We start from the raw sequence: 26,964 nt of genomic DNA, 5'->3' as shown, positions 1-26,964 counted from the left end.
CACCACCGTGACGCCCGACGTCCTGACGACCGCGGGCACGAAGAAGGGCGCCCGGCGTGAGCACCGGGCGCCCTTCGAGCCGTGCGGCGGTTACGCGGACGCCGCCGCGTCCGCCGCCTGTGCCCGCAGCGCGCGCTCCACACCCGCGCGGGACTCCGAGACCAGACGGCGCAGGGCCGCGTTGGGGGAGGTGGCGGTCAGCCAGGTGTCGGTCCTGTCCAGGGTCTCGCCGGAGACCTGGATGCCCGGGTAGAGGCCGACGGCGATCTGCTGGGCCATCTCGTGCGAGCGGGAGGCCCACACGTCCTCCAGCACCTCGAAGTACCGGTCGGTGTACGGGGCCAGCAGCTCGCGCTGGTCGGTCTGGACGAAGCCGGCGATGACCGCCTCCTGGACGGCGTTCGGCAGCTTGTCGGACTCGACGACCGAGGCCCACGCCTCCGCCTTGGCCTCCTCCGTCGGGCGGGCCGCGCGGGCGGTCGCGGCGTGGCGCTCGCCGGCCGCCGTCCTGTCCCGCTCGTACTCGGCCGTGATCTCCGCCTCGTCGAAGCGGCCCACCGCCGCCAGCCGCTGCACGAACGCCCAGCGCAGCTCCGTGTCCACGGCCAGCCCCTCGACGGTCTGCGTGCCGGCCAGCAGCGCCTCCAGCAGGTCCAGCTGCTCCGGGGTGCGGGCCGTCGCCGCGAAGGCACGCGCCCACGCGAGCTGGTGGTCGCTGGCCGGTTCGGCGGCCCGCAGGTGGGCCAGCGTCGCGTCGGTCCAGCGGGCCAGCAGCGTCTCGCGGGCGCCCGGGTCGGTGTACAGGTCGATCGCCAGCTTCACCTGGCGGTGCAGCGACTGCACGACACCGATGTCGGACTCCTTGCCGATGCCCGACAGCACGAGCGAGAGGTAGTCGCGGGCGGGGAGCTCCGCGTCCCGGGTCATGTCCCAGGCGGAGGCCCAGCACAGGGCGCGGGGCAGGGACGACTCGAAGTCGCCCAGGTGCTCGGTGACGAAGGCCAGGGACTGCTCGTCCAGGCGGACCTTGGCGTAGGACAGGTCGTCGTCGTTGAGGAGGACGACCGCCGGACGGCGCTTGCCGGCCAGCTGCGGCACGTCGGTCAGCTCGCCGTCCACGTCGAGTTCGACCCGGTCGCCGCGCACCAGCTTGCCGGTCGCCCCGTCGAGGTCGTACAGGCCGATCGCGATGCGGTGCGGGCGCAGGGTCGGCTCGCCCTTCGCGCCGGCCGGGAGCGCGGGCGCCTCCTGGCGGATGGCGAAGGAGGTGATGACGCCGTCGCCGTCCGTGGCGATCTCCGGGCGCAGGACGTTGATGCCGGCCGTCTCCAGCCACTGCTTCGACCACGTCTTCAGATCGCGCCCGGAGGTCTCCTCCAGCGCGCCCAGCAGGTCGGACAGGCGCGTGTTGCCGAACGCGTGGCGCTTGAAGTACGCCTGCACGCCCCGGAAGAACGCGTCCTCGCCGACGTACGCGACGAGCTGCTTCAGCACCGAGGCGCCCTTGGCGTACGTGATGCCGTCGAAGTTGACGAGCACGTCGTCCAGGTCGCGGATGTCCGCCATGATCGGGTGCGTGGACGGCAGCTGGTCCTGGCGGTAGGCCCACGTCTTCATGGAGTTGGCGAACGTCGTCCACGAGTGCGGCCACTTCGAGCCGGGCGCGTCGGCCTGGCAGGCGGCCTCGGCGTAGGTGGCGAACGACTCGTTCAGCCACAGGTCGTTCCACCACTCCATGGTGACGAGGTCGCCGAACCACATGTGGGCCAGCTCGTGCAGGATCGTGGCGGCCCGCACCTCGTACGCGGCGTCGGTCACCTTCGACCGGAACACGTACTGGTCGCGGATGGTCACCGCGCCCGCGTTCTCCATCGCACCCGCGTTGAACTCCGGCACGAACAGCTGGTCGTACTTCTCGAACGGGTACGCGTAGTCGAACTTCTCCTGGAACCACTCGAAGCCCTGCCGGGTTACGGCGAAGATCGCGTCCGCGTCGAGGTGCTCGGCGAGCGAGGGCCGGCAGTAGATGCCGAGCGGGACGGACTGGCCGTCCTTCTCGTACACGCTGTGCACGGAGTGGTACGGGCCGACGATCAGCGCCGTGATGTACGACGAGATGCGCGGGGTCGGCGCGAACTCCCAGACGTTGTCGCGCGGTTCGGGGGTCGGCGAGTTGGAGATGACGGTCCAGCCCTCCGGCGCCTTCACGGTGAACTGGAAGGTCGCCTTGAGGTCCGGCTGTTCGAAACTCGCGAAGACGCGGCGGGCGTCCGGCACCTCGAACTGGGTGTAGAGGTACGCCTGGTCGTCGACCGGGTCGACGAAGCGGTGCAGGCCCTCGCCGGTGTTGGTGTAGGCGCAGTCCGCCCTCACCCGCAGGACGTTGCGGCCCCGGAGCAGGCCCGGCAGGGCGATGCGGGAATCGGCGAAGACCTCGGACGGGTCGAGGGAGTCACCGTTGAGGGTCACCTCGTGCACGGCCGGAGCGACCAGGTCGATGAACGACTCCGCGCCGTCGCCGTCCTCGGCGACGTCGAAGCGCACCGTGGTCACGGACCGGTAGGTGCCGCCCTCCTGCGCGCCGGAGAGATCGAGATCGATCTCGTACGAGTCAACCGTCAGCAGCTTCGCCCGCTGCTGCGCCTCTTCGCGAGTCAGGTTTGTGCCAGGCACGCGGTCATCTCCTCGTTATGTGTGGGTTGCGTCATCCTTCCACGCGGGATCGGGATCGGGGGATGACCGAGCCGGACCATGGGGATACCCCTCGGTCGGACATGTGGGAGGGTTCCATCCGCGCTGAGGTCGGATAAGGGTGGCCTGAAGGGTGGCACCTTAGGTAGCATTGACTGTATGAAGATCAGTGTGAGTCTGCCGCAGGAGGATGTCGCCTTCGTCGACGAGTACGCCGCCCGTACGGACGCCGCCTCCCGGTCCTCGGTGATACACGCCGCGATCGAACTGCTGCGGCAGGCACAGCTCGAGCAGCAGTACACGGAGGCCTTCGCCGAGTGGGACGAGAGCGAGGACGCACAGTTCTGGGACCGCTTCTCGGGGGACGGAGTGTCCGATGAAGCGCGGTGACATCTATCTGGTCGACTACGAGCCGGCCCGGGGGAGCGAAGCCAACAAGGCGCGGCCGGGCGTCATCGTCTCGAACGACGGCGCCAACGCGGCCGTGGAGAGGGCCGGACGAGGTGTGCTCACGCTGGTGCCGCTGACGACGAACACGTCCCGCGTCTACCCGTTCCAGGTGCTGCTGCCCGCGGCGGAGTGCGGGCTCCTGAAGGATTCCAAGGCGCAGTGCGAGCAGGTTCGGGCACTGGCCCCGGAGCGGCTGCTGCGGCCGATCGGTGTGGTGCCGCGGCAGCGCATGGCCGAGATCGACGTGGCGCTGCGACGACACCTGGCGCTGTGAAAGCGCCGAGGGGCGGTCACCGAGCCCGGTGACCGCCCCTCGTGACGTCCGTTGGCCTGCTCAGCCCTTCAGCTCGGCCGCCACCAGCTCCGCGATCTGCACCGCGTTCAGCGCGGCGCCCTTGCGGAGGTTGTCGTTGGAGACGAACAGCGCGAGGCCGTTGTCCACCGTCTCGTCGGGGCGGATGCGGCCCACGTAGGACGGGTCCTGGCCGGCCGCCTGGAGCGGGGTGGGGATGTCGGTGAGGACCACGCCGGGTGCCTGGGCCAGCAGCTCGGTCGCGCGCTCCGCGCTGATCGGGCGGGCGAAACGGGCGTTGATCTGCAGCGAGTGGCCGGAGAAGACCGGGACGCGCACACAGGTGCCGGAGACCTTGAGGCCGGGAATGCCGAGGATCTTGCGCGACTCGTTGCGCAGCTTCTGCTCCTCGTCGGTCTCGTACCGACCGTCGTCGACGAGGTTGCCGGCCAGCGGCAGCACGTTGAAGGCGATGGGGCGCTGGTAGACGCCGGGCTCGGGGAAGTCGACCGCCGAACCGTCGTGGGTCAGCTTGTCGGCCTCGTCGATCACCTTCGACGCCTGGCCGTGCAGCTCGGCGACGCCCGCGAGGCCGGAACCGGACACCGCCTGGTACGTGGCGACGACCAGCGCCTCGAGGCCCGCCTCCGCGTGCAGCGGACGCAGCACCGGCATCGCGGCCATCGTGGTGCAGTTCGGGTTGGCGATGATGCCCTTGGGCCGGTTGGCGATGGCGTGCGGGTTGACCTCGGAGACGACGAGGGGGACCTCGGGGTCCTTGCGCCAGGCGGAGGAGTTGTCGATCACGACGGGACCCTGCGCGGCGACCTTCTCGGCCAGCGCCCTGGAGGTCGCGCCGCCGGCGGAGAACAGCACGATGTCCAGGCCGCTGTAGTCGGCGGTGGAGGCGTCCTCCACCGTCACGCCGTCCAGCTCCGTGCCCGCCGAGCGGGCCGAGGCGAACAGGCGCAGCTCCGTGACCGGGAAGTTCCGCTCCTTGAGGATCCTGCGCATGACCGTGCCCACCTGACCGGTGGCTCCGACGATTCCGACCCTCACGGTGACTCCCTACTGCGTCCTGATACGTACCTGATGTGCCTGGCCGAGGCTCTTCCATGATGCGGCCGACCACGGCCCGCCTGTCCAATTCTTTGCCGGTTTGCCCGCCCACTGGGACGACCGAGCAGGGCGGACAGGCCGCGGACCTTCGGCCGTCACCCCGCTGACCAGGAGAAATTCAGCCACCAGGGGTCACGGACCGCAAGGTTCCCTGCCCGGTCCGCCCTCGCCCACACGGAGATGTGATGTACGCCTCTGCTGCTCCCGACAACCGGTGCGAACGTTCCCGGCCCGAGTGGCGTCGTAGGAGAAACAGCGTGAGGGGGGTGGCCAGTGCTGCGCGGAAGGATCCGGCGCGGCCGGGGGGCGTACGTCGCTGCCGACGACGACCCGCTGGACGCGGTGCAGGAACGCCGGGTGCGGGCGGTGCTCGCCCTGGGCGGGGTACCGCAGGCGGACCTGCCGGACGGGGTGCAGCAGGTCCGCCTGCGGTTGCTGGAGAGGGCCGCGAGCGGCCGGGAGGCGCCGCGGGACGTCTCGGCGTGGGCGGCGGTCGTCGCCTCGAACCTCGCCATGGACTGGCACCGGGCCAAGCGCCGCCAGGAGCGGCTGGGGGAGCGGCTGGCCGCGCTGCGGCCGGCTCAGGAGCCTTCCGGCGAGGAGACCAGCGTGCTCTCCCTCGCCGTCGCCCGGGGCCTGGACCGGCTGCCCGACGCGCAGCGCCAGGTCGTCGTGCTGCGTTTCTACGCCGATCTGCCGGTGCGCTCGATCGCCGAGCAGCTCGGCGTCCCGGAGGGCACGGTCAAGAGCAGGCTGCACACTGCCGTACGGGCCCTGCGCGCCCGCCTGCACGAGGACGAGGTGGTGTGACATGACCGCCCACGACGAGAGCCGGGAGCCCTCCCGCGAGGGGCCCGGAGCCGAGTACGACGGCGTGGACGCCCTGATGGCCGCCCTCTCCGACGAGCCCCTGCCGGAGCCGGCCCGGCGGGATCCGGCGTTCCTGGCCGCGCGGGACGCCGCCGTCGCCGACCTGGCGGTGCTGCGCGAGCAGCTGTCGCTGATCGGGGACGCCCTCGCCGGGGCGGGGGGCGCTGTTCCTGCGGCGCGGGAGGCGGCCGCCCGGCCCGGGAGGCGCCCGGACACCGACGCCGGGCCGGGACGGGACACGGCGCCGGCGTCCCCGGACAGCAAGGGCCCCGGTCCGGAGAACGCGCCGCCCGCCCTCCTGACGGGGCTGCCCTCCCGCTCCGGGGACGGGCCGGCGGACGCGGGCGGCCCCCGCGGCGCCCGCCGCCCCCGCCGACGGACGGCGAAGGTCGTCCTCGGCGGGCTGGTCGCCGCTGCCGCCGCCGGTCTGGTGCTCGGCACGGGCTGGCTCGTGACGCAGGGCGGGGGAACGGCCGACTCGGCGGCGCGGGGTGTCGCCGCGGACTCCAAGGAGGCGGAGGCGGGCTCGGCCGCCTTCGGCAGTCCTCGCTATCTGGCGTGCGCCCGGCTGGTCGCCGAAGGCCCGGTGACGGCGGTGGAGCAGGTGCCGGGCGGCGCGGGAGTGGAGCGCGTCACCGTGGGGGCGAGCCGGTACTACAAGGGCGAGGGCGAGGTCACGTTCCTCCGGGACACCGCCGGGGAGCCCCCGCTGGAACCGGGTGACCTGGTGCTGGTCGGCATGCCGGCCGGCGGCGAACGCCCGGACACGGTGATCGCCGGCGAGCCGGGCATCGCCCCCGAGCGGGCCCGGATCATCGCCGCGCTCCCCACGTCGCACGCCCTGACCTGCGACTGAGCACGACGAAGGGGCGGGCGCCCGTACGGACGCCCGCCCCTCTGCTTCGTGCCTCAGCCGCTTACGGGACGACCTTGCCGATCGCCACGTTGCCGAGGCCCGCGACCGTGCCGCGCTCGTTCACCAGCTGCACGCGCCCGAAGAACGCGCGTCCCTCGGGAGCCGCCGCCGCGACGGTGACCTCGCCGGAGACGGTGGCCGAGTCGCCCGTGCCGAGCTTCACCGGCGCGGAGCCGTCGACGCCGACGGTACCGAGCGTGGAGGAGAAGAACACGTCCAGGTAGTCGTAGTCCGTCGAACCGGCCGGGACCGAGTAGCCGTCCACCTCGATGGTGTACGTGCCGGCCGCCGGGGAGGCCACGGAGACCGACTCCTCCGAGTCGCCGTCGGCGGACTGGGCGACGCGGTTGCCGGCCTGGTCGTACACGGCCAGGTCCAGGTCGGCGGCGGTGTCGGAGACGTTGCCGATGGACACGTCGAGCGACGCGGCGCCCGCGGGCACCTCGACGGTCGTCGTGTGCGTCTCACCGGTCCTGATGGCGGGACGCTCCGTCCTGGACGAGCCGAGCGGCCCGCCCACCAGCTTGCCGTCGATGGCGGCGGCCTCGTTCGTCACCGTCCAGGTGGCGGTGGCCGGCGTGCCGATCTTCGCCTCGGGCACCGTCACGGTCTCCGGGTCGAAGGCGGCGCCGAGCACGGCGACGTCCAGCGTGTAGGGGTTGTCGAGCAGCGGCGAGGTACGGCGCGACTCGACCTCGATCTCCCAGACGCCCGGCTGCGGGTTCGGGTAGGAACGCACGTCGGGGCGGCAGGTGTTGGCCGGGTTGGCGTAGTTCGGGTAGCAGTTGACCGTCGACGTCGGGTCGGCCGGGACACCGTAGGGGTGGATGGCGATGAAGCGGGTCTGGCTCGTGGCCTTCAGCCCGCTCATCGCGATCTCCAGCGTCTTCGCGCCCTCGGGCACGGTGACGAAGTAGGAGGTGCTGCTGTTGCGCTGGGCCGTGCCCGACGCGGAGAAGGTGTGCTGCAGCGGCTCCGAGACCACCACGGTGCTCAGGATCTGCCGGTCGACACCCTCGGTGCGCGGGTCGTCCACCTCGAGGATGGCGCTCTTGATGCCGGCCGAACCGGGCGCGGCCTGGACCTTGACGGTCACCGGCTTGTTCAGCGGCAGCCGGATGTCGTCGTCGCCGAGGATGCGGAAGGTGCGGCCCTCGTTGTTCTCGATGTCCAGCTCGTGGCGGAGTGCACGGTCGGGACCGGACGTACGGGTGATCGTGATGTCGTACGTCTTCTTCTGGCCGGCCTTCAGGCCGCCCTCACGGTCGTACAGACCCGTGCCGAAGCCCGGGGTCTTCAGGAACTGGTCGATCGCGGTGTCGACCGGCGCCTTCACCTCGTACTGGTGCGCGGTGGCACCGTCACGGATGGCGTCCCAGGCGTCCTCGATGTCGATGAGGCCGGCGCCCTCCTCGTAGGCCTGCACACCCTTGATGTGCTCGGCGGTGGAGGTGAGGGCGGTGCGCAGCGTCGCCGGGGTGAGGTCGATGCGCTTCTGCTTCGCGGCGGACAGCAGCAGCGCGGCGGCGCCGGTGGCCTGCGGGGAGGCCATCGAGGTGCCCTGGAGCATGCCGTAGCCGGCCGGGAGGCCGTAGCCCGCCTCGGCGACCGGGGCGCCCGGGACCCAGGTCTGGATGGTGTTGATCGCCGCGCCGGGGGCGACCAGGGTCGGCGTGAAGCCGCCGTCCTCACGCGGACCGCGCGAGGAGAAGGGCATCATGTCGTACTTGGTGCGCACCTCGGAGCCGTAGTTGGCGGCCCAGGTCTCCTTGGAGACGGTCGCGCCGACGGAGATGACCTTGTCCGCCAGGGCGGGGTCGCCGATGGTGTTGGCACCGGGGCCGGAGTTGCCCGCGGAGATCACCAGCTGGACGCCGTAGGTGTCGATCAGCCGGTTGTAGAGCTCCACGCGGGCGTTGTTGCCGTCGTTGAGCGCCGGCAGACCGCCGATGGACATGTTGACGATGTCGACACCGCGCTTGGTGACGAGGTCGATCATGCCCTCGGTGAGCGCCACGTTGGTGCAGCCGCCGGACCAGGTGCAGGCGCGGGAGGAGACGAGCTTCGCGCCGGGCGCGGCGCCGTCCATCCGGCCGCCGAACAGGCCATTGGCGGCGGTGATGCCGGCGACGTGCGAGCCGTGCGAACCCTCGATGACACCGATGTTGACGAAGTCGGCCTTCTTGCCGGTCCAGTCGCCGCCGTAGGGGTCCATCGGGACGTCCTTGCGGATCTCCACGACGAACGGCTGACGCTCCACGACATCGGTCTTGGGGTCGTCGGTGCCGAAGTACCCGATCTGGAAGCCGTCCTTGTACGGCTTCATCGGGGTGTCGTCGGAGAAGTCCCGGTTGTTGTTCAGGTCGACGCGGACCGTGCCGGCCTGGGCGTCGTAGAGCATGCCCCAGGAGTCGGTGGTGTCGCCGTCGCGGTTGGCGTCGCCGTCCGCGTCGCCGCCGGTGGTGTACGACTCCAGGAAGGTGCTGATCTGGTACGTGCCCGCCGGGGCCGTCCAGGTCGCGCCGCCGTAGGTGAAGGTGGGCCCGGAGACGGCGGACACCATCGGGCGCCAGGTCCGGTCGTTGTCGACGATCGGGTCGGTCGCCGTCACCCAGTCGACGATCTTGCGCTCGCCGGTGGTGGTCTTCTGCAGTGCGGGGTGGCCGAGGTCCACACCGGAGTCGAGGATGCCGATGGTGACGCCGCGGCCGTCCGCCTTCGGGTTGTCCTCGACGAAGTCGACGGCACCGGTCTCGAAGGACGGGTTGTACGGGTTCTTCGCGGGCGTCCGCCGGTCGGGTCCTGAGTAGGTCTTCTGGCCGCCCTTGCCCTTGGCGCTCTTCGTGGTGTCCGCGGCGGGCGTCGGGTCGTCCAGTGGGATCTCGTCGCGCAGGTCGACGCCGTGCACGGAGGAGAGCTTGGTGGCGGCGGCGATCGCCGCGTCGGCCTTGCCGGTGGGGACGGTGGCGCGGACGTAGCCGAGCTTGTCGTCGGTCCGGCCGACCGAGCCGCCCTTGACCGCGTTCAGCTGCTCGGCGACCTGCTCGGTCTTGCCGGGAGCGGTGGCGATCATCATCGTGACGTGCTTGGCGCCGTCGGCCTTGGCCTCCGCCAGCAGGTCGGCGTCGTCCGAACCGAGCTTGTCGGGAGCGGACTTGACGTCGGCGTCGGCCGGCGAGGCGGGCGGGGTGTCGGCGGCGAAGGCCAGCGGGACGGGCCCGGCCGCGGAGAGCGCGGCGACGAGACCGGCGGCCACGGCGATGCGGGCCACGCGTCTGGTGCCCGATATGGAATCGCGCTGGGGGGAGTTGGTCATCGGCATCCCTTGTAAGTAAAGGAACGATCGGCAGCGACCGGAGCCGATCGCCCCTGGCCGCGACGGTCCGGAAGGCAATCCCGGACGATCGCTGAGCCTTACGCAAGGGATAGATGTTTGGCGAGAGTTGTCGGAAAGGAAATGGAGGTGTGGGGAAAACCCCCGGTGTGCTTATGGGGAGATGAGCGGCGAAGCCGACAAGTCGCTCCCGGGCTTGCGGGTTACCGTCATCCGATGCGACAGAAGGTGCGGGTGGCGGCCTACGCCGTGGTGGTGCGCGACGGACAGCTCCTGCTCGCCCGTTCCCCGGGCCCCGGCGGTGTCCCCGAGTGGGTGTTGCCGGGCGGGGGCACGGAACACGGCGAGGACCCCTATGACACCGTGCGCCGGGAGGTGGAGGAGGAGACCGGCCACCTCGTGGAGGTCACCCGCCTGCTCGGCGTGGACTCCACCCGCCGCACCGTCCCCGCCCGCCTCGGCCGCACCGTCGACCACCACGGGATACGCCTGCTCTACGAGGCCCACGTCACCGGCGGCGAGCTCCGCGACGAGGTGGGCGGAACCACGGAACTCGCCGCCTGGCAGCCCCTCGACGCCGTCGCCGGCCTGGTGCGGGTCCGTCTGGTCGACATCGCCCTGCGCCTGTGGCGCGAACGGCCGCCGACGGGCCGGGCGGCGCCGTAGCGTGCGGTGCGGTCCCTTCCGGTCCGTTCCCTTCAGGTCCGGTCCGTTCCGGTCCACGGCCTAGCGGGGTGAGACGACGACGTACGCCGCCGGGTCGCGGTCGGCCGCGGCGGTGAGAGCCGTGCGGACCACGGCCGCCTGCTGGTCCGCCGCGTCCCGCAGCCCCCGGGGGGTGACGTGGACGACCGTGATGCCGAGACGCTCCAGGAGTTCGCGCTTGCGGGCGTACTCCGTCCACTCCGCGTCGTCCTCCGGGCGCCGGCCGGGGCGGGGCGCACGGGTGTCGAGCTCCACCGCCACCGCCTGCTCCGGCCAGTACGCGTCCAGCCCGCCGAGGCGGGGGCCGCCCGGCAGGTGCAGATCGACGTTCCAGCACGGGTCCGGCAGGCCGTGGTCGCGCACCATCCGGTACAGCCGCGCCTCCGCCAGCGCCCGGCCCTCGGCCAGCAGCGAGTCCACCGCGTCCACCACGTGCGGCCGGTTCAGCAGCTTCGCGCCGGTCAGCTCCCGCACCACCGCCGCCGGGTCGCAGTGGCCCCCGCGCACCGTCTCCGTCAAGAGCCGCCGCACGAGAGCCGCGTCCTCGATGCCCGCCACCGCGTCGGCCAGCGCACGCGGCACGGGTGCCACCGGCAAGCCGGTGACCTGCTCCGGGACGGGCAGGGCGGGGGTGCGGACGATCCGGGCGCAGCCCGTCGAGCGCAGCCGGCGCAGTCGCGGGACCAGGACGTCGAGGACCTCCAGGGACGGCAACGGGGGAGCGGAGGCGAAGCCGTGCAGGGTCAGCGCCGCCAGCCCGGTGATCATCGCCTCGCCGTAGGGGGACGCGGGCGGCTCGTCCGCGCCGGGCTGGACGGGGACGCTCACGGTCCGCTCCCGGGCCGCGTACAGCAGCACCGCGTGCAGCCGCTCCTCGCCGGTCGGCGGGCCGGGGTGGAGCAGGACGACGCCCGGCAGGAGCTGCTGCCAGGGCCCGCCGGGGCGGCACCGCTCACCGGCCGCCGCGGCCGAGACGCCGTGGGCACGCAGCTGTGTGTGGGTCAGCACGCGGCGTCCGGCGCCGGTGGAGAGGTGGTGCAGCGGGCGGGGGGAGAGCGGCGTGTCGTGGTTCATGACCGGCACATTTCCCGCCTCCGGCCCGCCACCCAACCCCTGTTACACGCCCGTCGACGAACAAGGACAGGTCCGCACTGAAGGACGTGTGTTCGGGCACCGAAATCCCCTGGTCCGTTCGGGGGAGGACCGGGGGTTACGGCCTGATTGCCCGCGTTCGGTAACGACCGCGGAACCCCGTGCGGGGCCGGCGGCGGAAGGTGCCGCTGGCCCCGCCGTGGCGGTGGGCGTCAGCCGGCCGCGGTGTCGCAGGCCTGGCCGCGCAGGGCGCGGGCCAGGTCGTCGCGGGCTTCCAGGACCAGGCGCCGCAGGGCCGGGGCCGCGTCCTCGTGGGAGGTGAGCCAGGCGTCCGTCGCGTCCAGTGTTCCCTGCGAGTCCTGGAAGGACGGGAACAGTCCCCGGACCACGTCCATGCCGATCTGGATGGACCGCTCGCTCCACACCCGCTCGATCGCCGCGAAGTACTTCTCCGCGTACGGCGCGAGCAGCTCCCGCTGGGACGGCTGGGCGAAGCCGGAGATCGTCGCCTCCACCAGCGCGTTGGACAGCGCGTCCGACTCCACCACCCGCGCCCAGCACTGCGCCTTGACCGCCGCCGACGGGCGGGCGGCCAGACAGCGCACGTGGTGCCGCTTGCCGGAGGCGGTGTCGTCGCGGGCCAGTTCCTCGTCCAGCCGCTTCTCGTCCGCCACCCCGTGGGCGGCCAGCGGCTCCAGGAACGCCCAGCGCAGCTCCTGGTCCACCTCGAGTCCCGGCAGGGTCACCGTGCCGTCCAGCAGCGCGGTCAGCAGCTCGAAGTCGGCCGTCGCGTCCGCCGTGCGGGCGAAGAACCTCGCCCACGCCAGCTGGTGCTCGCTGCCCTCCTCGGCGCCTCGCAGCCCGGCCGACGCACCCTCGGCGAGCCGCCGTCCGGCCTGCTCCCGCCGCTCCGGTGCGGTGTAGTGCACGGCCGCCGACTCCGCCCACGCGTGCAGCATCTGCAGCACGCCGATGTCGGACTCGCGGCCCGCGAAGCGGAGCACCAGCTCGGTGAACTCCCGGGCCGGCAGCAGCGCGTCCCGCGTCATGTTCCACAGCGCCGACCAGCACAGCGCGCGGGCCAGCGGGTCGGTCAGCGACCCCAGGTGCTCGCGCAGCGTGGCCAGCGACGTCTCGTCGAAGCGGGTCTTGCAGTACGTCAGGTCGTCGTCGTTGACCAGCACCAGCTCCGGCGCGTCCGCGCCCGCCAGCTCGGCCACCACGGTCCGTGCCCCGTCGACGTCCGTCTCGGCCTGGGCGTACCGCTCCAGGGTGCCCGCGTCCGTGCGCCGGTAGAGGCCCACCGCCACACGGTGCGGCCGCAGTTCGGGGTGCGACTCGGCGGCCTCCTGCACGACGGCCAGCTCGTCGACCGTGCCGTCCTCACGCAACAGCACCTGCGGGGTGAGCGAGTTGACACCGGCCGTCTGCAGCCAGGAGCGGGCCCACGCGCCCATGTCCCGCCCGCTGGTCTCCTCAAGGACCGACAGCAGATCACCGAGGGTGGTGTTGCCGTAGGCGTGCCGCTTGAAGTAGCGGCGGGCGCCCTCCAGGAAGGCGTCCTGGCCGACGTACGCCACCAGCTGCTTGAGCACGGAGGCGCCCTTGGCGTAGGTGATGCCGTCGAAGTTGAGCTTGGCGTCCTGCAGGTCGCGGATGTCCGCGGTGATCGGGTGCGTGGAGGGCAGCTGGTCCGCGCGGTACGCCCACGCCTTGCGGCGGTTGGCGAAGGTGATCCAGCCGTCGGTGAAGCGCGTCGCGCCGACCAGCGAGAACGCGCCCATGAAGTCGGCGAAGGACTCCTTCAGCCACAGGTCGTCCCACCATTCCATGGTGACCAGGTCGCCGAACCACATGTGCGCCATCTCGTGCAGGACGACGTTGGCCCGGCCCTCGTACGACGCCCGCGTCACCTTGCCCCGGAAGATGAACTCCTCGCGGAAGGTCACCATCCCCGGGTTCTCCATCGCCCCCAGGTTGTACTCCGGCACGAAGGCCTGGTCGTACTTCCCGAACGGGTACGGGTAGTCGAAGTGGTCGTGGAAGAAGTCCAGGCCCTGCTTGGTCACCAGGAACACGTCGTCGGCGTCGAAGTGCGGGGCGAGAGCCTTGCGGCACATCGCGCCGAGCGGGATCTCCAGCCGCGTGCCGTCCTCGAAGACCCGCTCGTAGGTGTCCCTCACGTAGTGGTACGGGCCCGCCACCACGCAGGTGATGTACGTCGAGATCGGCTTCGTCTCCGCGAACCGCCACACGCCGTCGGTGAGTTCACCGGCCCCGTTGCTCCACACCGTCCAGCCCTCGGGCGCCCGCACCTCGAAGCGGTAGGGGGCCTTGAGGTCGGGCTGCTCGAAATTGGCGAAGACCCGACGGGCGTCGGCGGGCTCGTACTGGGTGTACAGGTACACCTCGCCGTCCTCGGGGTCGACGAAGCGGTGCATGCCCTCGCCGGTGCGGGAGTAGGCGCACTGCGCGTCGACGACCAGTTCGTTCTCTGCGGCCAGGTCCTCCAGCAGCAGGCGCGAGCCGTCGAAGACCTGGCCGGGGTCGAGGTCCCGCCCGTTCAGGGACACGGCCGTCACGCCCGGCGCGATCAGGTCCGCGAAGCTGCTCGCACCCGGCTCGGCGCAGCGGAACCGCACGGTGGTCACGGAGCGGAAGGTGCGCGGTTCCTCGCCGCCGCTGCCGCCGACCGCCGACCGCAGGTCGAGGGACACCTCGTACCCGTCGACGGACAGCAGTGCTGCCCGCTCCCGGGCCTCGTCACGGGTCAGGTTCTCACCGGGCACGGGCGGACTCCTCATGCGTCGTCGACAGGGGTGAACAGCACCGATCCTGCCATGTGCTCCTGACGCGGGGCAGCCGGGAATGGCCGGGACGGGCCGCGGCGTTGTCAACCGGAGATGCTGCCTTCACGAGGAGTGACATGTCGGACAAGTCTCCCGCCACGCCCGTCGACTTCTGGTTCGACCCGCTGTGCCCCTGGGCCTGGATGACCTCCCGCTGGATGCGTGAGGTGGAGAAGGTGCGCAACGTCGAGGTCCGCTGGCACCTGATGAGCCTCGCGGTCCTCAACGAGGACCGGCTCGACGAGCTCCCCGACGAGTACCGCGAGCTGCTGGAGACCAAGGCCTGGGGTCCGGTCCGGGTCGTCATCGCGGCGCAGGAGGAGCACGGCGCCCAGGTGCTCGGCGACCTCTACACCGCGCTCGGCACCCGCATCCACACCAAGGACGAGGGCCCGGGCAGGGAGACGGTCGCCGCCGCCCTGGAGGACGTCGGCCTGCCCGAGTCCCTCATGGACCACTGGGACTCCACTCCCTACGAGCCGCAGCTTCGGGCCTCCCACCAGGAGGGCATCGACAAGGTCGGCCAGGACGTGGGCACGCCCGTGATCGCGGTCCCCGGCGCCGACGGCGGGCAGATCGCCTTCTTCGGCCCGGTCGTCACCCCCGCCCCCCAGGGGGAGGAGGCCGCCCGGCTGTGGGACGGCACCCTCGCGGTCGCCTCGGTCCCCGGCTTCTACGAGATCAAGCGCAGCCGTACGAAGGGTCCCGACTTCAGCAACCTGTGACGTCACTCCGGCGGCAGCAGTTTGACGGGTCGGGGGAACGGATTGGTCCGCCCCCACCGGCGCAGGGTCCGGCAGCGCCGGCCGGACTCGGCGTCCACCACGTTCTCGCACAGCCAGAGGTCGTACACGGCCCGCAGGCCCAGCTGCTTCTTGGCCCGGGCCTGTTCCTCCGGGGTCATCAGCCGGTGCCGGTGCGGGCCGCCGCAGGTCGAGCAGAGCAGCGTCATCGTCCTGGTTGTCGCCACCGCACCACGATGACCCGGATCGCGGCATACCGGAAGCCCCCGCGGGTCATGTCCTCGCGGGGGCTTCCCTCTTTCCGCCTGCCGGGTGAACGGTGAGAAGGCGACCACGAGGCAGGACGCTTATTGCAAATAACTTGCAACTACACGCTAGCAGCGGAAGGGGCCGTGCGAAGGCCCCCGGGCACACGGAACGGCCCCCGCGTGTCCGTGCGAGGGCCGTCGACGCCGGTGGGTCAGCCCCGCGCCCGCGCTCGTGCCCGCTGCCAGGCGTATCCCGCCGCCGCCAGGGCCAGCGTCATCCCGCCCGTCGAGTACAGCTGCACACGGGTGTCCGGCTCGCGGGCCATGAGGACGAAGACCGCCCCCATGCCGGCCAGCGCCACCCACGTCAGCCACGGGAAGGCCCACATCCGCACCGTCAGCTTCCCGGGCGTCTCGCGCTCGAGCCGGCGGCGCAGCCGGAGCTGGGAGGCGGCGATGAAGATCCAGACGACCAGGATCACCGCGCCGATCATGTTCAGCAGCCAGGTGAAGACGTCGTCGGGCCGCCAGTAGCTCAGCAGCACGCACAGGAAGCCGAAGACGGAGGAGGCCAGTACGGCGATCCGCGGCACCCCGCCCGACACCCGGCCCATGGCCGTGGGACCGTGCCCGCGCCGCACCAGCGAGTAGCCGATGCGCGAGGCGCCGTAGATGTTGGCGTTCATCGCGGACAGCAGCGCCACCAGCACGACCACGTTCATCAGCTGGCCGGCGCCCGGGATGCCCAGACGGTCCAGGGCGGCGACGTACGGGCCGTCCTCGACGACCGCGGGGTCGTCCCACGGGACCAGGGTGACGACGACCGCCATCGAGCCGATGTAGAACAGCGCGATCCGCCACATCGCGGTGCGGACCGCGCTCGCCACGCCCTTCACTGGGTTCTCCGACTCGGCCGCCGCGATGGTCACCGTCTCCAGGCCGCCGTACGCGAAGAGCGACGCGAGCAGCCCGATCACCAGGCCCTCGCCGCCGTGGGGGAGGAAGTCGGTGAGGTTCGAGGCGCCCGGGGAGTCGGTGCCCGGCAGCACACCGGCGACGGCCAGCACGCCGAGGCCCAGGAACAGGGCGATCGCGCCGACCTTCAGGGCGGCGAACCAGAACTCGAACTCGCCGAAGTTCTTCACCGCTGCGAGGTTCGTCCCGCAGAAGACCACCATGAACAGCGCCACCCACGCCCACTCGGGCGTGCCCGGCAGCCACCCGGTGACGATCTTCGCGGCGCCGATGCCCTCCAGTCCCACGGCCGTGCACAGCAGCACCCAGAACGCCCAGCCGGCGGTGAATCCCGCCCACGGGCCGAAGGCCCGCTCGGCGTGCGCGGAGAACGAACCCGAGGACGGGTACGCGGCGGACATCTCGCCCAGCATCCGCATCACCAGCATCACCAGGAGGCCGGAGAGGGTGTAGGCGACGACGATGGAGGGCCCGGCGGCGGCGATACCCGCGCCGGATCCGACGAACAGGCCGGCCCCGATCACCCCGCCGAGGGCGATCATCGACAGGTGGCGCTGTTTCAGGCCGTGCGAGAGGGAGGCGCCGTCCTGCTTCGGGGGCGTCTCGACGGTGGTGCTGGGCATGGGCGCGGCTCGTCCAATGCGGGAGATGACACAACGCCGACCAGTCTGAGCGGCCTCCACGCGACCACGGGGAGCCGCCCAGCATGTGGACGGCGGTCATCCGGAGGGTGATGCTCCGGTCACCTGGGGGTTCCGGTCACGGTGCCGGTCACCGTCCCGGACACGGTCGCCGTCGTCACCGACCCGTCCGGCGCCCCGCTCACGCCGCGACCGGCGTGTGGTGCGTGGCGTCCCCCTCGACTCCCGTGCGACGCGCGGCCCGGACGGCGACCGACGGGCGAGACGGCCGCCGCGCACCCCGGCCGCACCTTTGGTGGTTCCCTACAGCAGCCGTTGTCCGGCCGCGTGTTGGTGACACCACCTCACCTCAGTGACCGGCGTCACCCCGCCCCCCTGGCGGTCGCCGCTCTTTGTCCGGAGTCCACCAAGTCCGTGTTCGCGCCTTTGTCGGGCGCTGACGGTGATCGCCGTGGGGGAGCGGGTATAGCGTCGCGGTGTCCCCAACCGCCCTCACCCCCGCGGAGACCCCATGAGCACCGCTTCCGTCACGTCCGCCCGATCCGGACAGGTCCTCGCCGACCTGGTGCCGGCCTCCCGCGTCCGGGACGCGGCGCTCGTGCTCGGCGGTGCCGCGTTCACCGGCCTGGCCGCCCAGATCGCGGTGCCCGTCCCCGGCTCCCCGGTGCCGGTGACCGGTCAGACCTTCGCGGCGCTGCTCGTCGGCACCACCCTCGGCGCCCGTCGGGGATTCGCCGCCCTCGCGGTGTACGCGCTGGTGGGCATGGCCGGTGTGCCGTGGTTCGCGGAGGGCAGGTCCGGGATGGCGATGCCGTCCTTCGGCTACATCCTCGGCATGCTGCTCGCCGCCGTCGTGGTGGGCGCGCTCGCCCGCCGCGGCGCGGACCGCTCCGCCTGGCGCACGGCGGGCACCATGGTGCTCGGCTCGGCGATCATCTACGCCGTCGGCGTGCCCTACCTGGCCCTCGCCACGGGCATGTCCGCCTCCGCCGCGATCGCGGCCGGCCTCACCCCGTTCCTCATCGGCGACGCCCTGAAGGCGGCGCTCGCGATGGGCGTGCTCCCCACGGCCTGGAAGCTCCTCGACAAGCGGTAGGCGCACGGCTCGCAGCGAAGAGGCTCGCCGGTCCGTGGGGACCGGCGAGCCTCTTCACGTGGCGCGGCCCGACGGTGCCGCGAGCGCGACGGGACGTGCGGGGTCAGCCGGTCCGCGCCTCGTCCCGGGCGGCCCCGGCGTCCGCGTCACCGCGCCGCCCCACCACCCGGTGCTTCACGAGGGAGACGGCGAGCACGACGCCGGCGACCATCAGCGACAGCAGCATCGTCGTGCGGCCGTTGTGCTCCGTGTCCGTCAGCATGTAGCCGAGCACGAACACGATCAACCCCGCGCTGGCCCATGTCAGATACGGGTACAGCCACATCCGTACGACCAGCTTCTCCGGCGCCTCCGCCTCGATGATCTTCCGCATCCGCAGCTGCGAGAAGCAGATCACCAGCCACACGAACAGCGCGACCGCGCCGGAGGAGTTGACGAGGAAGAGGAAGACCGAGTCCGGGAACTCGTAGTTGAAGAACACCGCGACGAAGCCGAACACCACCGACGCGATGATCGCGTTCTGCGGCACGCCCCGGCGGGTGGTCCGGGCGAACGCCTTCGGCGCGTCCCCGCGCCGGCCGAGGGAGAAGGCCATCCGCGAGGCGGTGTAGAGCCCGGAGTTGAGGCAGGACAGCACCGACGTCAGCACGATGAAGTTCATGATCTGACCGGCGTGCGCGATCCCGAGGGAGTCCAGGGCGGCCACGTAGGAACCGTCCTTCGTGATGGACCCGCTGTCCCAGGGCAGCAGGCAGACCACGACGAAGATCGAGCCCAGGTAGAAGACACCGATGCGCCAGATGATGCTGTTGGTCGCCTTGGTGACGGCCCGCTGCGGGTCCTCCGACTCGCCGGCGGCCAGGGTGGCGATCTCGCTGCCCATGAAGGAGAAGACGACGAGCAGGATGCCGGTGAGGATCGCGCCCGCGCCGTTCGGCAGGAAGCCGCCGTGGCCGGTGAGGTTGGCGAGCCCCGCCTGGTCGCTGTCGACGCCGGGCAGCACACCGAAGACGGCCAGGCCGCCGACCACGATGAACGCGCCGATGGCGACGACCTTGATCCCGGCGAACCAGAACTCGAACTCGCCGTAGGAGCCGACGGACGCGAGGTTGGTGGCGGTCAGCACCACCATCACGGCGAGCGCCCAGCCCCACTGGGGAACGGCCGGTATCCACCCCTCGAGGATCGCGGCCCCCGCGGTCGCCTCGACCGCCAGCACCACGACCCAGAAGAACCAGTACAGCCAGCCGATGGAGAACCCGGCCCACGGCCCGAGCGCCCGGTCGGCGTGCGCCGAGAAGGACCCGGACGTCGGGTTCGCCGCGGACATCTCACCGAGCATCCGCATCACCAGCACCACGAGTGTGCCGACGAGGGCGTACGACAGGAGGATGCCGGGACCGGCGGTGGCGATGCCGGTGCTGGAACCGACGAACAGGCCCGCGCCGATGACACCGCCGATGGCGATCATCGACAGGTGGCGGTTCTTGAGCCCGGCCTGGAGGCCGGAGTCCGGCGGGTTCCCGTGGCCGCCGGGCCTTTCGGGGCCGTTCCCGGCCTGGGTGAGGGTCGGCTGCGAAGTCATGGGGGGTTTCCTTTGCGCCGGTTGAGCGATCCCCGAACAAGCGGGGTACGAGCCGGACCAGTGAAACTGAGGTGAACTCGAACCGGAACCTGTGAATCAGACCTTTACTGGAACTTTTCCTAAGGTTCTGTGGATTCCCTCACACTTCTCACGCGGTCCGCCCCGTGTCGCCGCCCCCCGCCGCCACCCCGCGCCGCCGTCCGCGGGCGGCCGTGTCACACTCGACGCATGCGCGTGTATCTCGGCTCCGACCATGCGGGCTACGAACTCAAGAACCACCTCGTCGAGTGGCTGAAGGAAGCGGGCCATGAGCCCGTCGACTGCGGTCCGCACCTCTACGACGCCCAGGACGACTACCCGCCCTTCTGCCTCCGCGCGGCCGAGCGGACCGCCGCGGACGAGGGCGCCCTCGGCATCGTGATCGGCGGCTCCGGCAACGGCGAGCAGATCGCCGCGAACAAGGTCGACGGCGTGCGGGCGGCCCTGGCGTGGAGCGAGGAGACGGCGGCCCTGGGGCGTCAGCACAACAACGCCAACGTGGTCGCGGTCGGCGCGCGCATGCACAGCCAGGACGAGGCGACGAAGTTCGTCGAGACCTTCCTGAGCACCCCGTTCTCGGGCGACGAGCGTCACATCCGCCGGATCGACATGCTCTCCGCCTACGAGACCACGGGCGACCTCCCCCCGATCCCGGCCCACCACCCCCAGCAGTAGACGGCGGGACGAGGAAGAGCGAGCGAGGGGGTGACCCGTGCCTGAGGGCCACACGATCCACCGGCTCGCCCAGGACTACGCCGGCGCCTTCGTGACCGGCGGCCCCCTTCGCGTCACCAGCCCGCAGGGCAAGTTCAGCGACGCCGCCGCTCTTCTCGACCGCACCCCGCTGCACGCCACCGACGCCCACGGCAAGCACCTCTTCCTCGGCTTCGGCGACCCCGAGCCCGCACACACCGACTGGGTCCACATCCACCTCGGCCTCTTCGGCAAGGTCACCTTCGGCCCGGCCCCGGTCCCGCCACCCACGGACACCGTGCGCCTGCGCCTCGCCGACGACACCTCGTACGTCGATCTGCGCGGCCCCACCACCTGCGCCCTGATCACGGACGGCGAGAAACGGGCCGTGCACCAGCGCCTCGGCCCCGACCCGCTGCGCCCGGACGCCGACCCGGCCCTCGCCTACCGCAGGATCAGCCGCAGCCGCACCACGATCGCCGCGCTCCTCATGGACCAGAAGGTCATCGCGGGCGTGGGGAACGTCTACCGCGCCGAAGTCCTCTTCCGGCACCGCATCGACCCCTACCGCGCGGGCCGGGACATCACCCCGGACCAGTGGGACGCCATCTGGGCCGACCTGGTCGCGCTCATGGGCGAGGGCGTCCGGCACAACCGCATCGACACCGTCCGCCCCGAGCACACCCCCGAGGCGATGGGGCGCCCGCCGCGCGTCGACGACCACGGCGGAGAGGTGTACGTCTACCGCAGGGCGAACCTGCCCTGCCACATCTGTGGCGGCGAGATCCGCACCGCCGACCTCGCCGCCCGCAACCTCTTCTGGTGCCCCGCCTGCCAGCGCCCCTGAGACCCCTCAGAAGCCGTGCGGCAGCCACGGCGCCGGGTCGCTCCCGAACGCCAGGGACGCCTGCGCGAGCGCACCACCGCGCAGTTCACGCACCCGGCCCGCCGACGCGAGCGCGGTGAGCGCCACCCCGCCCAGATACGCGGCACCCAACTCCCGCACCGACAGGGCGAGATCGGCGGCATCGTCGGTACGCTCGCAGGACGCCCCCTTCGCGTCGCCGCTCAGCCGCCAACGGCCCGCGTTCCAGGGGCAGAAGGCGTCCTCCACCTCCAGCACGACGTCCACGGGCGCCCGGTACGTCCGCGCCCCGAGCGCCGCGCCGACGTCCACCAGCCGTACGTACAGCGCGTCCCGGATCCTCGGGCCGCACCGGCGTATGTCCGACACCAGGTACTGCCAGCTCTCGTCCACGGGCCGTCCCCGAGCCACCAGTTTCGACGTCAGGTCGATGTCGAACAGGAAGCGCCACAGCGCCGCGCCCGCCGCCGGATCCAGCGCCTCCAGGGCACTGAGGACCACCTCCCCGTCGGGGCCGCCCGGCCCCCAGGAGGGTTTCACGCGGAACCGCGCGTACCCGACCGTCCGGCCGTCCCGCTCGGCCACCACGCAACTCAGCGGTGACGCACCGCCCCGCCCGCTCTCCGGGTCGAGCACACCCAGCCGCTCCCAGCCCGGACCCCGCGCCACCATTCCCGGGCGCTCCGGCACCAGCCGGGCGTAGACCGCCTCACAGGCGTCCAGCGCGTCGGCGGGCTCCACGTACCGCAGGCGTACGTCATCCGTACCGGGCGGCACCGACAGCCCCGCGCGCCCGGTGTCGATCTCCGCGTCCGTCTGGAAGGTCGCCGCCGCGTACCCGAACCGGCCGTAGATCGCCGGCTCCGACGCCGTCAGCACCGCCAGTGGCTCGCCCCACGACCGGACGTCGTCCAACTGGCGCCGCATCAAGGACGTCAGCACCCCGCGCCGCCGGTGCGTGGCCGCCACGCCGACCATGGTGACCCCCGCGGCCGGCACGGACGTGCCACCGGGCACGGTCAGCCGGAAGCGGAACGCGCCCGCCGACGCCACGCACTCCTCGCCCTGCCAGGCGCCCAGGAAGCGGTCGTACTCGGTCAGCGCGCGCCACAGTTCCCGCTCCTCCTCCGCCTCCGGGGGCTCGCCGAACGCACGGATGAGGTTCGCGTACAACTTGTCCCATTCCTCCGGCTTCAACACCCGGAGTTCGGGCGTGGGGCCCGTCAGCTCGTTCGCCATGGACCCATGCCTACCAGCACAATGCGGGGCGAGCGACGGAATTTCTCCGGGGTGGCCCCACGGCGGCGTTCCATGACGTTCACTGTGATGGTCCCCGTCGGAGGGGACAACCAGGACCTCCCGTGCCAAGCGGCCGGTCCGATGGATAGGGTCCCGAACTAATGGCAGCAGGACGAGAGCGGCGCGCGGAAGCCGACACGTTCACGGCCCGGTTGAAGAAGCAGTGGCACCGGGCCCGCGTCGGCGTGCGCCGAGCCGCCGTCGACTACTTCCGCGGGGACGGCTCGGACTGGATCGCGCTCGTCGGACTGCTCCTGACCGTCCCCCTGATCGCGGCCGGCACCCTCGCCAACTCCGTGTGGTGCGCGCCGGCCGCACTGGTCGTCCCGATCGTCGTGGGCGGCCTGCTGCTGCGCCCGGCGAGCCTGCTCGGCCTCTACGCGGCCGCGGCGGGGGCGCTGATCGTGGAGGCGGTGCAGCTCGGCCCCTACACCGAGGGCGCCGCCCGGGTCACCCCCGGCGTGGTCCTCGTCGTCGCCGCCTGTGGTTTCTTCGGGCTGCTCGTCGCCCAGTTCCGCAGCCGGGTGGGCGTGCCCTGGCGGCGCGGCGGCACCATGCTGTTCGACCTGCGCGAGCGGATCCGGGTGCAGAGCAAGCTGCCGAAGCTGCCGGACGGCTGGCACCGCGAGATGGCCCTGCGCCCGGCGGGCGGACAGTCGTTCTCCGGTGACTTCGTGGTCGCGGCCCGCACCAACGGCGGGCGCACACTGGAGGTCGTCCTGACGGACGTCTCCGGCAAGGGCATGGACGCCGGTTCGCGCGCCCTGCTGCTGTCGGGCGCCTTCGGCGGTCTGCTCGGCAGTCTCCCGCCCCACTCCTTCCTCCCCGCCGCCAACGGCTACCTGCTCCGTCAGGACTGGGACGAGGGCTTCGCCACCTCCATCCACCTGGTCCTCGACCTGGACTCCGGCGACTACGAGCTGTACTCCGCCGGGCACCCGCCGGGCCTCCAGCTCAGCGCGGGCAGCGGACGCTGGGAGGAGAAGGCCGCCGACGGCCCCCTGCTGGGGGTGTACGACGGCGCCCAGTTCGACTCGGTGAAGGGCTCGCTGCGGCCCGGAGACGTCCTGATGCTGTTCACCGACGGCCTCGTGGAGACCTCCGACCGGGACATGGTCGAGGGCATCGACCGCCTCACCGGCGAGGCCGACCGCTATGTCGCCGGCGGTTTCCACGGCGCCGCCTGGCACCTCATCGAGTCGGTCGCCAAGGACGTCAACGACGACCGCGCGCTGCTGCTCATATGCCGGGAGGGTCCGACGGCCGCCGCGGCCCGCTGAACTCCCCGTGCAGACTGGACGGATGACCGAGACACCGAGCACCCCGCTGACCCCCGACCGGGTGGAGGCCGTCGCCCGCGCCGCGCACGCCGGCCAGACCGACAAGGCGGGCCGCCCCTACGCCGAGCACCTCGAGGCCGTAGCCGAGGGCGTGCGGGCGCGCGGCGGCGACCGGGAACAGATCGCGGCGGCCTGGCTGCACGACGCCGTCGAGGACGACAGACTCACCGCACGGTGGCTCGACGAGGCGCCGCTCACCCGGCGCACCAAGGACATCGTCCTCGCGGTCACCAAGCGGTCAGGGGAGCCGCCCGAGGCGTACGCGGCCCGCATCCTCGCCACCCCCGGCGCACTGCTGGTGAAGGAGGCCGACCTGCCGCACAACGCCGACCCGGCCCGGCTCGCGCTCCTCGACGGGGCCACCAGGAAACGGCTGACCGAGAAGTACGCGCGGATGCGCGCACTTCTCGGCCTCGTGTGAAAGGGGAGCGGTGCCCGGCTAGGCGTCGACCTTCTCGCGCGGCTCCCGCTGCTCCACCCGCTCGCGTGCCGGGACCGGCTGGGCGGCGTCGCGCTTGAACGCCCACTCCATCCTGGGCTCCACCACGCACCGGAAGACCCGCTGCACCGGCCTGCCGCACAGGAACGTCACCATGGCGGCCGCGAGGACGGTCACCACGACCGCGCCGAGCGGCGTGTGCAGCGCGGCCGGCTCGAACCAGCCCTGGTAGTCGCCGCCCTTCACCACGAAACCGTGCAGCAGGTAGCCGTACAGCGTGCCCGCGCCGAGCGCGGTGAACCACGTGCGGCGGCCCGGCACCCAGGCGAAGAAGCAGGCGGTCAGCAGCAGCGAGCAGCCGAACGTCGCCAGCACCATGACCGGACCGGCCCACCATGGGCCGCCCAGTTCCTGCGCGGAGTCACGGTGGTAGAACCACGCGGCGCTCATCCGCGGCACGGCCATCCAGCTCAGGATCAGCGCCGTCGCGAACACCGGCACCGCGGCGATCCGCACCGACCGGCGGCGCACCAGGTGGAAGTGCTCGGGCCGCAGGCACAGGCCGAGCACGAAGTACGGCAGGAACTGCAGCACGCGCTGGAGGTCAAGGTCGTCGCCGATCTCGGGGCTGACACTGGCCAGCATGGCGATGCCGAGGGCCAGCGGCAGGGGGTGGCGGACCAGCTTCCAGATGGGCGTGGTCAGCCGCCAGACGAACAGGGCGACCAGGAACCAGGTCAGGTACCAGGGGTCGAGGAGGCTGATCTCCTGCTGCGGGTCGTCGGCGACGAACCGTTTGAAGAGGGGATAGGCGGTCTCGAACACGATGTACGGCACGACGACGCCGGTGATCAGCCGCCGCAGCCGGTCGGAGCGCATGTCGAAGCTGCGCGAGAAGTAGCCGGAGATGATGATGAAGGCCGGCATGTGGAACGCGTACACGACCGAGTACGCAGCCTCCAGGGTCCGGCTGTCACCCTTGATCGGCTCCCACGCGTGGCCCACGGCCACCAGCACGATCGCCAGGTACTTGGCGTTGTCGAAGAACGCGTCGCGCTGTCTGCCGGACGGGGCCGGCCGGTCGTCTTCCTTGCTGTGGGGGCGCGGGCTCGGCACTCCGTCCGCCGGTGACTGTGCCGGGGGGAGCGGCGCCCTGCGGTTGCCGTACGGTCGCTGCGAGTTCGTCACTGACCCTCCCGGCGGGGACTCGGGGAGACGATCGGTGAACTCGCTGCGCTTGCGGGGGACGAGGCAGCGTGGAACATCTGAGGCACCCTAGCGTTGTCCGTGGGATTTGGTAAAACGCCCGACGTCGTTACCGGTATTCAGTTCGGGTACCCCGGATCGGGGAAAGGGAGCATGCCGCTGGCAGTGATGGTCAACACATGAGCCCGCAAAGGGGTTTGATTACCTTTGATTACCCCGGACGACCGTACTTGTCAGGATTCTTCCTGATGAGGTCGTGCATGAGGTCGGCAGGCGACTCCGGTGATATGTCCGCCTTTGTTCCCCTTCGGGGAGTTGCCCGCCGGGTCGTCGGAGTGTCTGCGGTGACCATTCGAATTACCTGCGAACGCATTGTGTGGAAACGGCGACGGCCCTGTCCAATTCCCTGCACGGGTGTTCCTTCGAATTGTCGTGCGACATACGGACGTTGGCGTTCTGTGGCGGGTGCGCCCCCGATGTGCGGGGACACCGCGGAACGGATGATGCGTCAGCTGCCGCATGACGCGGCCGTGTTGGTGGCACGATGGTTCTGGCGGGGTGCGCGGGGTCGCGTCGCCCGGGCCGGGGAAGCCGAACCGACCGAGGGTGTGATCAGTTGTGGCCATTTCACTGTCTGTGGTGCTGCTGTTGGCGATCATCCTGGTGGTGCTGCTGAGAGGCGGCTCCATCAAGGCGGGGCCGGCGATCGTCGCCGTCCTCTTCGGCTTCTTCCTCGCCTCCACCGGCATGGCCGACGACATCCAGCGGTTCCTGGACTCGATAGCGGACATGATCAACTCGATCAGCTTCTGACGGCCCTGCGCCCTTCGGTCCGCATCACCGCGACCACCCGCCGTTCCCCGCCTCGTGCCCGCGGACCGGGCGCACCTGCGGGTCGCGCGCACGCGCGGCCGGCCGGCTCACCCTTGGTCGGTCCACTGTCCGATCCTGATCCTCACCCGGTGGCTGTGCCCGGTGTGCCGGACGGCCTCGCCACTGATCAGGCACCCGGCGCAGGGAGACTCCCTCCCGGCCGTCGCGGAGATCCCACGGGGGCACGCCGCGCGCGCGACCGACCGGCGACCCAGGGAAACGATCAGGGCCAGGCCGGGAATGATCCCGCGACCTGGCCCTGAGCCATACAGAGCGGGCGACGGGAATCGAACCCGCGTAGCCAGTTTGGAAGACTGGGGCTCTACCATTGAGCTACGCCCGCACAGAGCGTGCCGCGCGTCGGAAGGCCGCGGCACTGACAGGTATCGTAGCGGGTCGTGCGCCCTCGCCGCACACCCCGTTTCCCCGCCGCCGCACCTGGCCGCGCCGCACCCGGGAATGCGGAGGCCGTTCCGCCCGGGTGCATGTACCCTTCGTGTCGCACCAGACGGGGTGTGGCGCAGCTTGGTAGCGCGTCCGCTTTGGGAGCGGAAGGCCGTGGGTTCAAATCCCGCCACCCCGACCAGCCACCTGCCATCCACCG

The 26,964-nt window shown here is 71.6% G+C and carries 22 protein-coding genes and 2 tRNA genes; 13 read left to right on the top strand and 11 right to left on the bottom strand.

The features are described 5' to 3' along the window. Nucleotides 1–90 precede the first annotated feature (90 nt). The gene (gene pepN, locus ACZ6A9_RS20210; protein ID WP_468987372.1) at nucleotides 91–2,673 is read right to left on the bottom strand and encodes an aminopeptidase N; all 2,583 of its coding nucleotides are present in this window, start codon (nucleotides 2,671–2,673) and stop codon (nucleotides 91–93) included. 177 nt (nucleotides 2,674–2,850) lie between these two features. Between pepN (ACZ6A9_RS20210) and ACZ6A9_RS20205 the strand changes: the two genes are divergently transcribed. Together ACZ6A9_RS20205 and ACZ6A9_RS20200 are read left to right on the top strand one after the other, a co-directional pair. Further along, nucleotides 2,851–3,081, top strand: coding sequence for a ribbon-helix-helix domain-containing protein (locus ACZ6A9_RS20205; RefSeq protein WP_468987371.1), 231 nt, complete (start codon nucleotides 2,851–2,853; stop codon nucleotides 3,079–3,081). Then, the gene (locus ACZ6A9_RS20200) at nucleotides 3,068–3,415 is read left to right on the top strand and encodes a type II toxin-antitoxin system PemK/MazF family toxin (protein ID WP_468987370.1); all 348 of its coding nucleotides are present in this window, start codon (nucleotides 3,068–3,070) and stop codon (nucleotides 3,413–3,415) included. Before ACZ6A9_RS20205 ends, ACZ6A9_RS20200 begins: the two co-directional genes overlap by 14 nt. A gap of 60 nt (nucleotides 3,416–3,475) precedes the next feature. Here ACZ6A9_RS20200 and ACZ6A9_RS20195 read toward each other — a convergent pair whose 3' ends face one another. Further along, nucleotides 3,476–4,492 (bottom strand): aspartate-semialdehyde dehydrogenase, encoded by a 1,017-nt coding sequence (locus ACZ6A9_RS20195; RefSeq protein WP_468987369.1) that lies wholly within the window; start codon nucleotides 4,490–4,492, stop codon nucleotides 3,476–3,478. 333 nt (nucleotides 4,493–4,825) lie between these two features. Here ACZ6A9_RS20195 and ACZ6A9_RS20190 point away from each other — a divergent pair, with 333 nt between their 5' ends. Together ACZ6A9_RS20190 and ACZ6A9_RS20185 are read left to right on the top strand one after the other, a co-directional pair. Further along, nucleotides 4,826–5,362: an RNA polymerase sigma factor gene (locus ACZ6A9_RS20190; protein ID WP_468987368.1), complete on the top strand. Its 537-nt coding sequence runs from the start codon at nucleotides 4,826–4,828 to the stop codon at nucleotides 5,360–5,362. A gap of 1 nt (nucleotide 5,363) precedes the next feature. Beyond that, entirely contained in the window at nucleotides 5,364–6,278 is a 915-nt protein-coding gene (locus ACZ6A9_RS20185) for a hypothetical protein (RefSeq protein ID WP_468987367.1), read from the top strand. A gap of 61 nt (nucleotides 6,279–6,339) precedes the next feature. Here ACZ6A9_RS20185 and ACZ6A9_RS20180 read toward each other — a convergent pair whose 3' ends face one another. Next, nucleotides 6,340–9,654, bottom strand: coding sequence for a S8 family serine peptidase (locus ACZ6A9_RS20180; protein WP_468987366.1), 3,315 nt, complete (start codon nucleotides 9,652–9,654; stop codon nucleotides 6,340–6,342). A 234-nt stretch (nucleotides 9,655–9,888) separates the two neighbouring features. Here ACZ6A9_RS20180 and ACZ6A9_RS20175 point away from each other — a divergent pair, with 234 nt between their 5' ends. Beyond that, nucleotides 9,889–10,338 carry an NUDIX hydrolase gene (locus tag ACZ6A9_RS20175; protein WP_468987365.1) on the top strand — a complete coding sequence of 150 codons (450 nt, stop codon included), beginning with the start codon at nucleotides 9,889–9,891 and terminating at the stop codon, nucleotides 10,336–10,338. Nucleotides 10,339–10,398: 60 nt separating this feature from the next. Here ACZ6A9_RS20175 and ACZ6A9_RS20170 read toward each other — a convergent pair whose 3' ends face one another. Both ACZ6A9_RS20170 and pepN (ACZ6A9_RS20165) read right to left on the bottom strand, forming a co-directional pair. Next, nucleotides 10,399–11,451 carry a hypothetical protein gene (locus ACZ6A9_RS20170; protein ID WP_468987364.1) on the bottom strand — a complete coding sequence of 351 codons (1,053 nt, stop codon included), beginning with the start codon at nucleotides 11,449–11,451 and terminating at the stop codon, nucleotides 10,399–10,401. 230 nt (nucleotides 11,452–11,681) lie between these two features. After that, nucleotides 11,682–14,258 (bottom strand): aminopeptidase N, encoded by a 2,577-nt coding sequence (pepN, locus tag ACZ6A9_RS20165; RefSeq protein WP_468987362.1) that lies wholly within the window; start codon nucleotides 14,256–14,258, stop codon nucleotides 11,682–11,684. A 137-nt stretch (nucleotides 14,259–14,395) separates the two neighbouring features. On the opposite strand from pepN (ACZ6A9_RS20165), the gene ACZ6A9_RS20160 reads away from it, so the two are divergent. Next, nucleotides 14,396–15,043 carry a mycothiol-dependent nitroreductase Rv2466c family protein gene (locus ACZ6A9_RS20160; RefSeq protein WP_468987360.1) on the top strand — a complete coding sequence of 216 codons (648 nt, stop codon included), beginning with the start codon at nucleotides 14,396–14,398 and terminating at the stop codon, nucleotides 15,041–15,043. 2 nt (nucleotides 15,044–15,045) lie between these two features. Here ACZ6A9_RS20160 and ACZ6A9_RS20155 read toward each other — a convergent pair whose 3' ends face one another. Together ACZ6A9_RS20155 and ACZ6A9_RS20150 are read right to left on the bottom strand one after the other, a co-directional pair. Continuing rightward, the gene (locus ACZ6A9_RS20155) at nucleotides 15,046–15,288 is read right to left on the bottom strand and encodes a hypothetical protein (protein ID WP_468987358.1); all 243 of its coding nucleotides are present in this window, start codon (nucleotides 15,286–15,288) and stop codon (nucleotides 15,046–15,048) included. Between the two features lie 233 nt (nucleotides 15,289–15,521). Further along, nucleotides 15,522–16,907 (bottom strand): amino acid permease, encoded by a 1,386-nt coding sequence (locus ACZ6A9_RS20150; protein WP_468987357.1) that lies wholly within the window; start codon nucleotides 16,905–16,907, stop codon nucleotides 15,522–15,524. Between the two features lie 529 nt (nucleotides 16,908–17,436). On the opposite strand from ACZ6A9_RS20150, the gene ACZ6A9_RS20145 reads away from it, so the two are divergent. Beyond that, on the top strand, nucleotides 17,437–18,021 hold the full coding sequence (locus tag ACZ6A9_RS20145; RefSeq protein ID WP_468987356.1) for a biotin transporter BioY: 585 nt from the start codon (nucleotides 17,437–17,439) through the stop codon (nucleotides 18,019–18,021). A 103-nt stretch (nucleotides 18,022–18,124) separates the two neighbouring features. On the opposite strand, the gene ACZ6A9_RS20140 is transcribed toward ACZ6A9_RS20145, so the two are convergent. After that, complete coding sequence (locus tag ACZ6A9_RS20140) at nucleotides 18,125–19,606, bottom strand: amino acid permease (RefSeq protein WP_468987354.1); 1,482 nt, start codon at nucleotides 19,604–19,606, stop codon at nucleotides 18,125–18,127. Nucleotides 19,607–19,834: 228 nt separating this feature from the next. Here ACZ6A9_RS20140 and ACZ6A9_RS20135 point away from each other — a divergent pair, with 228 nt between their 5' ends. Both ACZ6A9_RS20135 and ACZ6A9_RS20130 read left to right on the top strand, forming a co-directional pair. Further along, nucleotides 19,835–20,320 (top strand): ribose-5-phosphate isomerase, encoded by a 486-nt coding sequence (locus ACZ6A9_RS20135; protein ID WP_468987352.1) that lies wholly within the window; start codon nucleotides 19,835–19,837, stop codon nucleotides 20,318–20,320. A gap of 37 nt (nucleotides 20,321–20,357) precedes the next feature. After that, on the top strand, nucleotides 20,358–21,185 hold the full coding sequence (locus ACZ6A9_RS20130; RefSeq protein ID WP_468987351.1) for an Fpg/Nei family DNA glycosylase: 828 nt from the start codon (nucleotides 20,358–20,360) through the stop codon (nucleotides 21,183–21,185). 6 nt (nucleotides 21,186–21,191) lie between these two features. Here ACZ6A9_RS20130 and ACZ6A9_RS20125 read toward each other — a convergent pair whose 3' ends face one another. Beyond that, nucleotides 21,192–22,442, bottom strand: a complete 1,251-nt coding sequence (locus ACZ6A9_RS20125) for a GNAT family N-acetyltransferase (protein WP_468987350.1) — start codon at nucleotides 22,440–22,442, stop codon at nucleotides 21,192–21,194. Nucleotides 22,443–22,603: 161 nt separating this feature from the next. Between ACZ6A9_RS20125 and ACZ6A9_RS20120 the strand changes: the two genes are divergently transcribed. Both ACZ6A9_RS20120 and ACZ6A9_RS20115 read left to right on the top strand, forming a co-directional pair. Continuing rightward, entirely contained in the window at nucleotides 22,604–23,782 is a 1,179-nt protein-coding gene (locus ACZ6A9_RS20120; protein ID WP_468987348.1) for a PP2C family protein-serine/threonine phosphatase, read from the top strand. 22 nt (nucleotides 23,783–23,804) lie between these two features. Next, nucleotides 23,805–24,263, top strand: coding sequence for an HD domain-containing protein (locus ACZ6A9_RS20115; protein WP_468987347.1), 459 nt, complete (start codon nucleotides 23,805–23,807; stop codon nucleotides 24,261–24,263). An 18-nt stretch (nucleotides 24,264–24,281) separates the two neighbouring features. Here the strand turns inward: ACZ6A9_RS20115 and ACZ6A9_RS20110 are convergent, their stop codons facing one another. Beyond that, nucleotides 24,282–25,469 carry an acyltransferase family protein gene (locus ACZ6A9_RS20110; RefSeq protein ID WP_468987346.1) on the bottom strand — a complete coding sequence of 396 codons (1,188 nt, stop codon included), beginning with the start codon at nucleotides 25,467–25,469 and terminating at the stop codon, nucleotides 24,282–24,284. A 636-nt stretch (nucleotides 25,470–26,105) separates the two neighbouring features. Here ACZ6A9_RS20110 and ACZ6A9_RS20105 point away from each other — a divergent pair. Beyond that, nucleotides 26,106–26,300, top strand: coding sequence for a hypothetical protein (locus tag ACZ6A9_RS20105; RefSeq protein WP_024887528.1), 195 nt, complete (start codon nucleotides 26,106–26,108; stop codon nucleotides 26,298–26,300). A gap of 332 nt (nucleotides 26,301–26,632) precedes the next feature. Here ACZ6A9_RS20105 and ACZ6A9_RS20100 read toward each other — a convergent pair. Next, nucleotides 26,633–26,703, bottom strand: a tRNA-Gly gene (locus ACZ6A9_RS20100). Nucleotides 26,704–26,869: 166 nt separating this feature from the next. On the opposite strand from ACZ6A9_RS20100, the gene ACZ6A9_RS20095 reads away from it, so the two are divergent. Then, nucleotides 26,870–26,946: transfer RNA gene (locus ACZ6A9_RS20095), tRNA-Pro, on the top strand. Nucleotides 26,947–26,964: the final 18 nt, after the last annotated feature.

The organism is Streptomyces sp. NPDC041124 (assembly GCF_055592385.1).
Note: the sequence above shows the minus strand (reverse complement) of the source record. Positions and strands in the feature narration are given on the sequence as shown.